The following is a 12,000-nucleotide window of genomic DNA, read 5'->3' on the forward strand; positions in this document are numbered from 1 at the left end:
AATATGAATGGTGATTCTTATAGGATTAAAGAAACTAGGGAATGGTTAGAAGAAACCAATTAGTTTACATTACCAAGTGGTACAGTTTTCGATTATTATATGGTACACTTTTCAGTTGACAAATACAATAGTTTTCTCGTTCGTAAGGTTCTGGTTATTGCACCACTTCGAGTAGCGAGAGATACATGGCCTGCAGAGATTGAAAAGTGGGATCACCTAAAGGGGCTTAAATACACCGTAGCAGTTGGTTCGGAGGTTCAGAGAAAAACAGCCCTTATGAAAAGAGCTCAAGTCTACATTATCAATCGAGAAAATGTGGAATGGCTAATTTCAAGAAGTGGAATTCCCTTTGATTTTGATATGGTGGTAATTGATGAGCTGTCCTCTTTTAAATCTCATCAAGCCAAGAGATTTAAAAGTTTAATGAAAGTTAGGCCAAAGGTAAATAGGATAGTAGGACTTACTGGAACCCCATCCTCCAATGGATTGATGGATTTGTGGGCACAGTATCGCTTATTAGATATGGGACAGCGATTAGGTAGGTTTATTGGCAGATATCGAGAGGATTATTTTGTACCAGATAAACGTAATCAACAAGTGATCTTCTCCTACAAGCCAAAACCGGGAGCAGAAGAAGCAATTTATAGGCTAATATCTGACATCACTATTAGCATGAAAGGGACAGACTACCTGAAGCTGCCGGAGCTGGTTATAAACGAAGTGGATGTAAAGCTTTCTGAAAAAGAAATGAAAACCCTCGACACTATGAAGCGGGATTTAATTACAACGGTTAAAGGTGAGGAAATTACTGCAGCCAATGCAGCAGCTCTTTCGGGAAAACTCCTGCAGATGGCAAACGGAGCGGTCTATGATGACCAAGGTACAGTCCTTCATATACATGACCGTAAGCTGGATGCACTGGAAGACTTAATCGAAGCCGCTAATGGCAAGCCAGTTCTAATTGCTTATTGGTTTAAGCATGATTTATCTCGAATACAAAAGCGCTTTGAGGTTGAGGTATTATCCACTAGCGATTCTATTAAGAGGTGGAATGATGGAGAAATCCCCATTGCAGTCATCCATCCAGCATCAGCAGGACATGGACTGAACTTGCAAGCTGGAGGTTCAACTCTTGTATGGTTTGGTCTAACTTGGAGCCTAGAGCTTTATCAGCAAACCAACGCCCGTCTTTGGCGGCAAGGACAAAAAGAAACGGTAGTGATTCATCACTTGATTTCCAAAGGCACCATTGATGAACGTGTAATGAAAGCCCTAAATGATAAAAACAATACTCAATCCGCACTGATAGATGCGGTTAAAGCCACACTAAAGGAGGTCTGATAAAATGAACATTGTCTGGCAATATTTAGATAAAAGAGCAGCGGCAATTAATGCCCTAAAAGATTACAGCAGCATGAAGTACATCATAGAACATACCGATGAGGACATTGCAACCCTCAACGAAGAAATGAGTTCCCCAGCTTCTCCAGTTTTAAATGGCATGCCATCGACCCATGATCCAAAAGCTGGAGAGAAAAGGCTCATTGCTTGCATCAATGAAATTGATGTATTGAAAGAACGTTATCGTCAAGCACTGGAATACATGGACTGGTTTCAACCGGCGTGGGATGCTTTAACAGAAGATGAGCAGTATGTGTTAAAGGAGTTCTATTTGGATGATGAACAAAAGCAGATTGATGCAGTGTATAACATTTGTGATCACTTTAATATTGAACGTTCTTCTGCATACAACAAAAAGAATCGAGCGCTTCAGCATCTTGCACTACTACTCTATGGAAAGTAATGAGTAATATCATGGACGATTTTATTAGAAATCCATAATACAATGGTATTGTGAAAAATTGTAGAGAGCCTTCGTGGAAAAACCGCGGGGGCTTTTTGCATGTCCAAAGGAGGTACGAAATGCCAAAGAAACCAAAACGACCATGTTCTTCTCCTGGTTGTCCTGAGCTGACAGATGAACGCTTTTGTCCGGAGCATGCCAAAAAGGAAGCTTCTCGTTATGAAAAATATCAGAGAGATCCTGAAACGAGGAAGCGTTACGGTCGTGCATGGAAAAGAATACGTGACCGTTACATTACAGCCCATCCACTATGTGAAGAGTGTAAAAGACAAGGAAAGCTGACACCGGCTGCTGAAGTGCACCATATCCTTCCCTTGGCACGAGGTGGGACACACGATGAAAGCAACCTAATGGCTCTTTGTACTCCTTGTCACTCAGCTATCACAGCAAGAGATGGAGACCGTTGGGGAACCCGGTAGGGGGAGTCATATCTCCACAGCTATTTAAATGTGCAACGGGCGTGGGGTTTCGTGTGAAAAGTCGCAGTTTCAAACGGGGTAATACCCCCTTAATAAGAAATGAGGTGAGTTAATGGCCAAAGATGGTACAAATCGAGGTGGTGCCCGTATTGGATCTGGTCAGAAAAAGAAAGCACTTATAGATAAAATTGCTGAGGGAAATCCCGGAAAAAGAAAACTGGAAGTTATTGAATTTAAAAATACCGCAGAACTTCAAGGGCAGGAGATGCTACAGCCAAGGGCTATGCTTTCAGCAGTACAAAAGGATGGTAAAACCTTAGTAGCTAGCGAAATTTATGAGCTTACGTGGAAATGGCTTGAGGAGCGAGGGTGTGCACATCTAGTTCTACCACAGCTATTAGAAAGATATGCCATGAGTGCTGCTAGGTGGATACAGTGTGAGGAAGCAATAAGTGAGTTTGGTTTTCTTGCTAAACATCCAACTACTGGCAACGCTATCCAAAGTCCATACGTTTCCATGAGCCATAATTTTATGAGCCAAACCAACAGACTCTGGATGGAAATATATCAGATCGTTCGTGAAAACTGTGCGACAGAGTATTCCGGTGCAAATCCACAGGATGATGTAATGGAACGACTGTTGACTGCCCGTAGAGGTAAATAATGATAAGGAGATGTGAGATGAGTAAGAGATATTTAACAGCAGAAAGTGTATGTGCAGGACATCCTGATAAACTGTGCGATATTATTGCTGACAATATTTTGGATGAATGCCTTAGAAAAGATAAAGCATCACGCGTAGCGTGTGAGGTTATGGCTACTAAAGGAAAAATTATCGTGGCGGGCGAGATCTCCTGCAGCGAGAAAATTGATATCAGAAATATTGTTAAGAATGTGCTTAAAGAACTAGGTTATAACCCTTTGAAATTTTTAATTTATGTATATGTACACAATCAGAGTTCTGATATTGCATCTGGGGTGAATACTGCACTAGAAGCACGAAATGGTATAAACGAACAATATGGTTCTATCGGTGCTGGTGATCAAGGGACTATGTATGGCTATGCCACTAAAGAAACTAGAGAAATGCTTCCTCTTCCCCTTGTCTTATCTCATCGAATTGTAAAGAGACTAGATGAGGCAAGAAAAGGTAAGCTGATTAAAGGTATCCTTCCCGATGGAAAAGCACAGGTAACGATTGAGTATGATGATGATGTTCCAGTGAGAGTTAAAACCATTGTAGTGTCAGTTCAGCATAAAAAGAATAAAACTCAGGAAGAGCTAAAATCCGATATTTTAAATAATGTGTTATGGCAGTGTTTTGAGGATTTTCCTTTTGATGATGAAACAGAAATTCTTATCAATCCATCTGGCCAGTTTGTATTAGGTGGACCTGCTGCAGATACAGGTTTAACTGGAAGAAAGATCATGGTGGACACTTATGGCGGACTTGCATCACATGGTGGCGGAGCACTATGCGGGAAAGATCCCACAAAAGTTGACCGAAGCGGTGCTTATATGGCTCGGTATATTGCTAAACATATCGTGTGGTGTGATTTTGCTGAGAAATGTGAAGTGGCTATTTCCTATGCCATTGGTAAGGCAAATCCTGTAGCCTTTTCTGTAAATACCCTTGGCACGGGTATTGTTTCTGACGAAATATTAACTCTTGCTGCACAGGAGGTTTTCAACTTAAGACCTGCGGCAATCATTGAGAAGTTGCGTCTAAGGAATGTGATTTATTCTGATACAGCAGTTTATGGTCACTTTAATAGTTGTCTGTTTCCGTGGGAAGATGTAAATAACTATAGTGAATTTAGAAAGGCGGTGGAAAAGTATGTTGATAGAGAAGATAAAAACTAAACAACTCATCCCCGCTGAATATAACCCAAGGAAGGATTTAAAACCGGGTGATCCGGAATATGAGAAACTTAAACGCTCCCTTGAGGAGTTTGGATATGTAGAACCGGTTATTTGGAATAAGACCACAGGCAGAGTCATCGGAGGTCATCAGCGTTTGAAAATCCTGCTGAGTATGGGCATGGATGAGATAGAATGCGTAGTTGTTGAAATGGATGAGCAAAAGGAGAAGGCGCTGAACATTGCACTAAATAAAATAAGCGGCGATTGGGATAAGGAAAAACTGGCACTTCTCATCACAGACTTAAATGCTTCAGACTTTGATGTGTCTTTGACAGGTTTTGACCCAGGAGAGTTGGACGATCTTTTCAAGGATTCCCTTAAGGATAATATAAAAGAAGATGATTTCGATGTAGACAGCGAGCTGAAAAAGCCCGCTGTTTCGCATTTAGGGTATATTTGGCTACTTGGACAGCATCGATTAGTCTGCGGAGACAGTACAAAGAAAGACACCTTTGATGTCTTGATGGATGGGAAAACTGCTAATTTGGTAGTTACGGACCCTCCATATAATGTTAACTATGAAGGCACTGCTGGAAAAATCAAAAATGACAACATGGCTAACGAAGCGTTCTATGATTTTCTGCTTGCGACATTTCAAAATACCGAAGCGGTAATGGCAAAGGACGCTTCTATTTATGTGTTCCATGCTGATACCGAAGGACTCAATTTTAGAAGAGCATTCTCTGATGCTGGATTTTATCTTTCTGGCACTTGCATTTGGAAAAAGCAGTCCCTTGTTCTCGGTCGCTCCCCTTATCAGTGGCAGCATGAACCTATTCTCTTTGGGTGGAAAAAGAAAGGCAAGCATCTCTGGTATTCAGACCGCAAGCAGACCACCATCTGGGAGTTTGAGAAACCAAAGAAAAATGGCGACCATCCAACCATGAAACCAGTGGCACTTGTGGCATATCCCATTATGAACTCAAGCCTTAGTAACTGTATTGTGCTCGATCCTTTCGGCGGTTCAGGAAGTACACTGATTGCCTGTGAGCAGACAAATAGAATCTGCTACACCATTGAACTGGATGAAAAGTACTGTGATGTCATTGTAAAAAGGTATATTGAGCAAGTGGGAAATTCTGATGGTGTGTTTCTTTTAAGAGATGGTTCGAAATTCAGATATTGTGACCTACCGGAGGTGAATGCAGATGAGTAAATTGACACTTGGTTCCCTTTTTGATGGGAGCGGAGGTTTTCCTCTAGGTGGTTTGCTTTGCAGCATCGAACCTTTATGGGCATCTGAAATTGAGCCGTTTCCTATACGGGTTACGACTAAACGTATCCCTCAGATGAAGCATTATGGGGATATAAACAAATTAAATGGCGCGGAGCTTCCGCCTGTAGATATCATAACCTTTGGCTCTCCCTGCACGGATATGAGTGTGGCGGGTAAAAGAGCTGGTCTGGACGGAGAGCAATCCGTCCTTTTTTATGAAGCAATCCGAATTATCAAGGAAATGAGGTGTAAGACCAATGGACAATATCCAAGGTACGCAGTCTGGGAAAATGTCCCCGGTGCATTCTCATCAAATAAAGGGGAAGACTTCAAGGCAGTCCTCGAAACGGTCATCAGCGTCAAAGAGCCGAACACCTCGGTGCCTTTACCTGAAAAAGGTCGATGGCCATACGCTGACATCTATATGGGAGACGGATGGAGTGTGGCTTACCGAACTATCGATGCGCAATATTTCGGAGTCCCCCAGCGTCGTCGTAGAATCTACCTTGTCGCAGATTTTGCAGACAGATGTGCCGGAGAAATACTATTTGAGTCCGAAGGCATGCCAAGGAATTTTACGCCGAGCGGCAGCCCGTGGCAAAGAACTGCCGGAAATGCTAAAAACCGCTCTGGAAAAACAGGCGATAGCATAACTTGCCTAAATGACCAAGGCGGAAGAGTGATGTCTGTTTCGAAGGATATTACAGCAACACTTCGAGCAGAGGAACATGGACATCAGCCTTGCGTAATGCAGTCAAGCGGATTTTGTACTGAACACAGTGCCAAGAGCAGAAGTGTAGGATATGAGGAAGAACGTTCCCCTACACTTAGAGCAGGTGTTGTCCCAGGTGCAGTCATGTCCTTTGAACCGGGTGCTGCTTCTCGAGTTGGTGGCCATACTGACGAAAACTTAAGTGGATCACTTCGTGCAAACATGGGAGATAATCAAACAGCTGTTGTCATTGAAAACCATCCAACTGATAGCCGTGTGAAACTCTCGGAGGATAATAAAGTACAGACGCTAACCTCTCGTATGGGAACTGGCGGTGGGAATGTACCTCTTATTATGAATACACCTAAAACATTAAAAATCCGCTCTGGCTGTGAAGGCGGTGGTAAGGGTGCATTGATACAAGATGATAAGTCTGCAACTCTTGGATGCAATAATGATCAGACTGTTTTTGTGCCTACCGCATATGGCATCTGTTCTGATAAAAGCAATTCCATGCAGTCAAGCAATCCACATAGCGGTATATATGAAGCAGATACTTCTCGAACCATTGATGCTAATGGAGGAAATCCAGGATGTAATCAAGGTGGTATTGCAGTAGTTGCTCTGCAAGGCTCGATGATTGGAAGAGAGGATAAAAATGGTCCCAAAGGAAGCGGTATAGATGAAGAGGTTTCTTTTACGCTTAATACCGCTGATCGCCATGCTGTTGCCTATGCCATGACTACCGGAGCCTATGCACAGGTTGAAGAAGATAAAGCACCAACGTTATTGTCGAGAGATTATAAGGATGCTCCTGTAGTGACTCAGCCTTCTTACGGTATTGATAGGGCGGCTTTTAATCAAGGACAGAACGCTCTGTATAAACCTTCTATAGATGAAGAACAGCAACCTACGCTCACAGCAAAAGGCCCTGGAGCAGTGGCACACTCAGCTTCGTTTTATCCTCAGATGAAAGCTGAAAGTCAATGCTACAGACAGGACGGCACATCAAATACGATTATCAATGGCACCAATCCAGGCTATCAAAACGGATTGGTTGAGCCGGACTATATTGTTCGAAGGCTCACACCAACGGAATGTGCAAGATTGCAAGGTTTTCCCGATAATTGGTGCGATGATCTTGGTACAGAAAATCCTACAGAAGATGAAATCTCATTCTGGACGGAGGTTTGGGAAACCCATCGCAAAATCATGGGTAAGAGTAGCAAGCCGAAAACAAGAAAGCAAATTATTAAATGGCTTAACAACCCCCATTCCGATTCAGCTGAGTACAAAATGTGGGGTAATGGTGTAGCACTTCCATGCGTCTGTTTTGTGCTGACTGGCATTGTGTTATCTGCACGGAATACCGCCGATTAATGGAACAGTATTTTCTACAGAAAGATGCCCTAAATGACTTGATATTAACAGCCTTTAGAGTGATATATGTATGTACCGAAAATAGAAAGGCGGTATAAAAATGCAGATAAACTATAATGTCACAGGAGCAAAAAGAAAAGAGTTAGTCAACGCAATCAGCCAAAAACTGAATGCTCCTGTAAGATATCTTGGAGCACCTACATTTGCATATGAGGTGGCAGACTACAATATTGACAAAAATGGAGTAGTCAGAGGACCAGATAATTCTGAACTGGTTGATGCTCTATTAAGCTTTCATGACTTCAAGGCAGCTACGGAAGAATATGACACACCACTTCCAAAAGCAGAGCTTGTTCCTGAAAATATTCAAATTCCCTATGAAGCGGCTCTTGGTGGAAGGGTAAGCCCATATAATGATTACGAAGAATCTCCCGTATACGCCGAGCCAGATGAAATCGAAGATGTTAGATTGATTATTCAAATGCCGAGGGAGGGTTTTACCGAAATCGCACTTGATAACCTAAAAGGATTGGTAGAAAGCAAAGAAACCCTTATAAAGAAAGCACTTGATACTGACTCTATTCCCATTATCGTAAATGAGGAATTTGTAACCTTCCCCTGGTTCCAAAGTGAGTGCTCCGCAGAGGAGGTTAAGGCTTATACCCACTTTGTAACAGCACTTTGCGAAATGGCAAAGAAGCAGACCCGCGTCAACTCGACCGAGAAATCAGTGGAGAATGAAAAGTACGCTTTCCGTTGTTTCCTTCTAAGACTTGGTTTTATCGGGCCAGAATACAAATCAGAACGAAAAATTCTCCTCTCCAAACTGTCGGGTAGCTCTGCCTTCAAAAGCGGAAGTCCCAAGCATGAGGAGGTGAGTGAATAATGAATATCATTCACCCAGAAATGCTAAAGCAACTTAGAAGTTATTACACTCCGGGAACTCGTGTCATGCTACTTAAAATGAATGACCCTTATACCAAACTTCAGCCTGGAACTAAAGGTACGGTTACTAGTGTTGATGACATGGGAACCATCCACGTCAGTTGGGATTCAGGCAGTTCCCTTGGAGTGGTCTTTGGAGAGGATTTATGCAGGAAAATCGAAGAGTAAACATACACATTTTAAGACCAATATGGCAGTAAATATGTAGATTTATATTGCAGAATTGTCTTGCTATATAAGCCTTTTAGAGTGATATATGTACATGCCGAAAGGACAAACACACTTTAAAAGGAGCGAGATACGATGTTAAGTGCAAAATTCGGAATCGAGATTGAATTTACAGGGATTACAAGGGAAAGGGCAGCCAGAGTTGCTGCAGAGTTTTTGCAAGGTACTTATAGTGAAGGCGGGACTTACTACGACACTAAGAAGGTAAAAACTCCAGATGGTAGAGTTTGGAGATTTATGTATGATGGGAGCATTCACTGTCAAAGAAAAGAAGGTAGAAGAAAAGTAGCTGCAGGTAGAGATTATAGCGTTGAGCTAGTTAGCCCAATCCTAACTTACCGGGAGGACATTGAAACTTTGCAGGAGCTAGTAAGAAAGCTTCGCAAAGCTGGAGCCTTTACAAATACATCTTGCGGCATTCACATTCATCTAGACGGTGCTGAACATACCCCGCGAAGTATTCGAAACTTTATAAATATCATTGCAAGTAAAAATGACTTATTTTATAAAGCACTTCAGATTGCACCGGAGCGAATGCGCTACTGCAAAAAGATGGACAGCATTTTGGTTGAGAAGATGAACCACAAAAAGCCTAAAACCATGAGACAAATTGAGGACATTTGGTACGAGGGCTACAGCGAGAGTAGAAGCACTCATTATCACAACAGCCGCTACCATTTCCTCAACCTTCACAGCTTTTTTACCGGAAACCATACAGTTGAACTTAGAGGATTCAATAGCGAACTTCATGCAGGAAAGATAAGAAGCTACATTGTTCTTGCCTTAGCTTTAAACAACCAAGCTTTAACGCAAAAATTTGCCTCTGCGAAGAAGCCTCAAGTAGAAAATGAAAAGTTTGCCATGAGAACCTACCTAAACCGTATTGGGTTTATAGGAGAAGAGTTCAAAAACTGCAGAGAGCATTTAACAGCAGCACTTTCAGGTTCTGCAGCTTGGCGGTTTCGGGCGGCCTGAGCTGCCCTAAGGTCCTAAGCTAGGAAGGAGGAAAACAATGAGTAACAAACTATATCTTGCCTATGGCTCCAACCTTAATCTAAAGCAAATGGCCGACAGATGCCCCACAGCTAAGGTGGTAGGAGCAAGCCAAATCAATGACCACCGCCTATTATTTAGAGGGGCACACGCGGGCGCTGTGGCGACAATCGAGCCTTTTGAGGGTGGCAACGTACCAGTTTTAGTTTGGGAGATTACACCGACCGATGAAGCGGCACTTGACCGTTACGAGGGATGGCCGTTCCTTTATCGAAAGGAAACAATAAAAGTGAAGTTGGGAAGCAAAACCGTCAAGGCGATGGTCTACATCATGAATGATGGTAGACCGCTTGGACAGCCAAGTTGTTATTATTACAGTACAATTTTAGAAGGCTATAAGAGTGCGGGCTTCGATGTGGAAATCCTGCGCAAAGCGACAACCGATTCAGTAGAATCGGAGGAGGTAGCCAATGAATGAGATAATTATGCAACAAATACTTGCCATTCGAGAAACAGGTGAAACGAATATGTTTGATCTTCCGGTTGTGACAAGTATTGCTTTAAGAGCAGGTTATACGGAGCTAGTAGATTACCTTGAAAAGAACAAAGGAGAATATGTCCATTTCATTTTGACAGGGGAAGCGAAAACAGAATAACCTAAACAAATTTTGAAGGAACTCTGCGGGGTTCCTTTTTTCGTAGCCATAAGGAGGTGGCGGCCATACGTAAACTAAAAAAATATAAGCCGACCATCTTTAAGGCAGATGGTTCGGTATATGATAAGGACGCTGCAGACATTGCGGTGTCTTTTATTAATTGCTTAAAACATACGAAGGGAGAATGGTATGGGCAACCATTTGAACTTATAGACTGGCAGGAACAGATTATCCGCGATGTGTTTGGGATTATAAAGCCTAATGGTTACCGTCAATTTAATACGGCATATATCGAAATCGCTAAAAAGCAAGGGAAATCTGAACTTGCAGCAGCGGTTGCGTTACTGCTTACCTGTGGTGATTTTGAGCATGGCGGTGAAGTATACGGATGTGCATCTGACAGACAGCAAGCTTCCATTGTTTTTGATGTAGCAGTGGATATGGTAGAACAATGTCCAGCTCTGAAAGCAAGAATTAAACCGGTACTATCGCAAAAACGACTTGTTTATAAACCGCTAGGTAGTTTCTATCAAGTTTTGTCTGCAGAAGCGTATACCAAGCATGGACTAAATGTGCATGGTGTTGTATTTGATGAACTTCATGCGCAACCAAATAGACAGCTTTTTGATGTCATGACCCATGGCTCAGGTGATGCAAGAAAGCAGCCGCTGTATTTTTTAATTACGACTGCCGGAAATGATACTCACTCTATTTGCTACGAGGTGCATCAAAAGGCTAAAGATATTCTAGAAGGACGAAAGGTTGACCCTACATTCTATCCTGTCATTTACGGTGCTGACGAAGATGATGACTGGACAGATCCAAAGGTATGGGCGAAAGCCAACCCCTCTCTGGGTATTACAGTGGACATTGAAAAGATACAGATTGCTTGTGAAAGCGCAAAGCAAAACCCAGCCGAAGAGAACCTATTCAGGCAGCTTCGTTTGAATCAATGGGTTAAACAGTCGGTGCGCTGGATGCCTATGGAAAAGTGGGATAAATGTGCTTTTACTGTAAACCCAGAAAGTCTTACAGGGCGTGTGTGTTATGGTGGTTTGGACTTATCCTCTACAACCGATATAACAGCATTTGTTCTTATCTTCCCGCCTGAGTATGAGGGAGATAAATATATCATCCTTCCCTATTTCTGGATTCCGGAAGATAATCTGGATCAAAGGGTAAAGCGTGATCATGTACCTTATGACGTATGGGAGAAACAGGGGTTTTTACACACCACTGAAGGAAATGTGGTGCATTATGGTTACATTGAAAGTTTTATTGAGGAACTTGGGATGAAATATAACATTCGAGAAATTGCCTTTGACCGTTGGGGAGCTGTGCAAATGACTCAGAACCTAGAAAACCTAGGATTTACGGTAGTTCCTTTTGGTCAGGGATTTAAAGATATGAGTCCACCTACAAAGGAATTAATGAAGCTTACCTTAGAGGAGAAACTGGCCCATGGTGGACATCCGGTTTTGCGATGGATGATGGATAATATCTTTATACGTACTGATCCTGCTGGGAATATCAAGCCTGATAAAGAAAAATCAACTGAAAGAATCGATGGAGCTGTCGCTACCATTATGGCTCTTGACCGAGCAATCCGCAAAGGTGGATCAGGAAATTCTGTTTATGACGGTCGAGGGATTCTTATTTTGTAG

At 42.4% G+C, this 12,000-nt stretch carries 13 protein-coding genes; all 13 read left to right on the forward strand.

The window, feature by feature from the left end; translation table 11 throughout:
• Positions 1-99 precede the first annotated feature (99 nt).
• Positions 100-1,341: a DEAD/DEAH box helicase gene (locus FYJ83_RS14200; RefSeq protein WP_154441581.1), complete on the forward strand. Its 1,242-nt coding sequence runs from the start codon at positions 100-102 to the stop codon at positions 1,339-1,341.
• Positions 1,342-1,345: 4 nt separating this feature from the next.
• Positions 1,346-1,804, forward strand: coding sequence for an ArpU family phage packaging/lysis transcriptional regulator (locus FYJ83_RS14205; RefSeq protein WP_044036416.1), 459 nt, complete (start codon positions 1,346-1,348; stop codon positions 1,802-1,804).
• A 119-nt stretch (positions 1,805-1,923) separates the two neighbouring features.
• A complete protein-coding gene (locus FYJ83_RS14210) occupies positions 1,924-2,283 on the forward strand; it encodes an HNH endonuclease (RefSeq protein WP_154441583.1) in 360 nt (119 codons plus the stop codon).
• 112 nt (positions 2,284-2,395) lie between these two features.
• Positions 2,396-2,947 carry a P27 family phage terminase small subunit gene (locus FYJ83_RS14215; RefSeq protein ID WP_154441585.1) on the forward strand — a complete coding sequence of 184 codons (552 nt, stop codon included), beginning with the start codon at positions 2,396-2,398 and terminating at the stop codon, positions 2,945-2,947.
• 17 nt (positions 2,948-2,964) lie between these two features.
• The gene (gene metK / locus FYJ83_RS14220) at positions 2,965-4,146 is read left to right on the forward strand and encodes a methionine adenosyltransferase (RefSeq protein ID WP_141396866.1); all 1,182 of its coding nucleotides are present in this window, start codon (positions 2,965-2,967) and stop codon (positions 4,144-4,146) included.
• Entirely contained in the window at positions 4,121-5,362 is a 1,242-nt protein-coding gene (locus tag FYJ83_RS14225) for a site-specific DNA-methyltransferase (RefSeq protein WP_154441587.1), read from the forward strand. Before metK ends, FYJ83_RS14225 begins: the two co-directional genes overlap by 26 nt.
• Positions 5,355-7,514, forward strand: coding sequence for a DNA cytosine methyltransferase (locus tag FYJ83_RS14230; RefSeq protein ID WP_097033513.1), 2,160 nt, complete (start codon positions 5,355-5,357; stop codon positions 7,512-7,514). The genes FYJ83_RS14225 and FYJ83_RS14230 overlap by 8 nt, the downstream gene beginning before the upstream one ends.
• Positions 7,515-7,614: 100 nt before the next feature.
• The gene (locus tag FYJ83_RS14235; RefSeq protein ID WP_097033514.1) at positions 7,615-8,400 is read left to right on the forward strand and encodes a virulence protein; all 786 of its coding nucleotides are present in this window, start codon (positions 7,615-7,617) and stop codon (positions 8,398-8,400) included.
• Positions 8,400-8,627: a DUF4314 domain-containing protein gene (locus FYJ83_RS14240; protein WP_009052894.1), complete on the forward strand. Its 228-nt coding sequence runs from the start codon at positions 8,400-8,402 to the stop codon at positions 8,625-8,627. The genes FYJ83_RS14235 and FYJ83_RS14240 overlap by 1 nt, the downstream gene beginning before the upstream one ends.
• Positions 8,628-8,762: 135 nt before the next feature.
• A complete protein-coding gene (locus FYJ83_RS14245) occupies positions 8,763-9,662 on the forward strand; it encodes an amidoligase family protein (protein WP_097033515.1) in 900 nt (299 codons plus the stop codon).
• Positions 9,663-9,699: 37 nt separating this feature from the next.
• On the forward strand, positions 9,700-10,158 hold the full coding sequence (locus FYJ83_RS14250; RefSeq protein WP_097033516.1) for a gamma-glutamylcyclotransferase family protein: 459 nt from the start codon (positions 9,700-9,702) through the stop codon (positions 10,156-10,158).
• Positions 10,151-10,336, forward strand: a complete 186-nt coding sequence (locus FYJ83_RS14255) for a DUF5049 domain-containing protein (protein ID WP_021401016.1) — start codon at positions 10,151-10,153, stop codon at positions 10,334-10,336. Before FYJ83_RS14250 ends, FYJ83_RS14255 begins: the two co-directional genes overlap by 8 nt.
• Before the next feature lie 56 nt (positions 10,337-10,392).
• Positions 10,393-12,000 carry a terminase large subunit gene (locus tag FYJ83_RS14260; protein WP_459443308.1) on the forward strand — a complete coding sequence of 536 codons (1,608 nt, stop codon included), beginning with the start codon at positions 10,393-10,395 and terminating at the stop codon, positions 11,998-12,000.

Origin of the sequence: Tissierella pigra, from assembly GCF_009695605.1 — a bacterium.
Classification (GTDB): Bacteria; Bacillota; Clostridia; order Tissierellales; family Tissierellaceae; genus Tissierella; species Tissierella pigra.

Coding starts and splice junctions, on each gene's coding strand:
- FYJ83_RS14225 (WP_154441587.1), top strand. CDS start 4,121: ATGTTGATAGAGAAGATAAAAACTAAACAACTCATCCCCGCTGAATAT.
- FYJ83_RS14240 (WP_009052894.1), top strand. CDS start 8,400: ATGAATATCATTCACCCAGAAATGCTAAAGCAACTTAGAAGTTATTAC.
- FYJ83_RS14235 (WP_097033514.1), top strand. CDS start 7,615: ATGCAGATAAACTATAATGTCACAGGAGCAAAAAGAAAAGAGTTAGTC.
- FYJ83_RS14245 (WP_097033515.1), top strand. CDS start 8,763: ATGTTAAGTGCAAAATTCGGAATCGAGATTGAATTTACAGGGATTACA.
- FYJ83_RS14215 (WP_154441585.1), top strand. CDS start 2,396: ATGGCCAAAGATGGTACAAATCGAGGTGGTGCCCGTATTGGATCTGGT.
- FYJ83_RS14255 (WP_021401016.1), top strand. CDS start 10,151: ATGAATGAGATAATTATGCAACAAATACTTGCCATTCGAGAAACAGGT.
- metK (WP_141396866.1), top strand. CDS start 2,965: ATGAGTAAGAGATATTTAACAGCAGAAAGTGTATGTGCAGGACATCCT.
- FYJ83_RS14205 (WP_044036416.1), top strand. CDS start 1,346: ATGAACATTGTCTGGCAATATTTAGATAAAAGAGCAGCGGCAATTAAT.
- FYJ83_RS14210 (WP_154441583.1), top strand. CDS start 1,924: ATGCCAAAGAAACCAAAACGACCATGTTCTTCTCCTGGTTGTCCTGAG.
- FYJ83_RS14200 (WP_154441581.1), top strand. CDS start 100: ATGGTACACTTTTCAGTTGACAAATACAATAGTTTTCTCGTTCGTAAG.
- FYJ83_RS14230 (WP_097033513.1), top strand. CDS start 5,355: ATGAGTAAATTGACACTTGGTTCCCTTTTTGATGGGAGCGGAGGTTTT.
- FYJ83_RS14250 (WP_097033516.1), top strand. CDS start 9,700: ATGAGTAACAAACTATATCTTGCCTATGGCTCCAACCTTAATCTAAAG.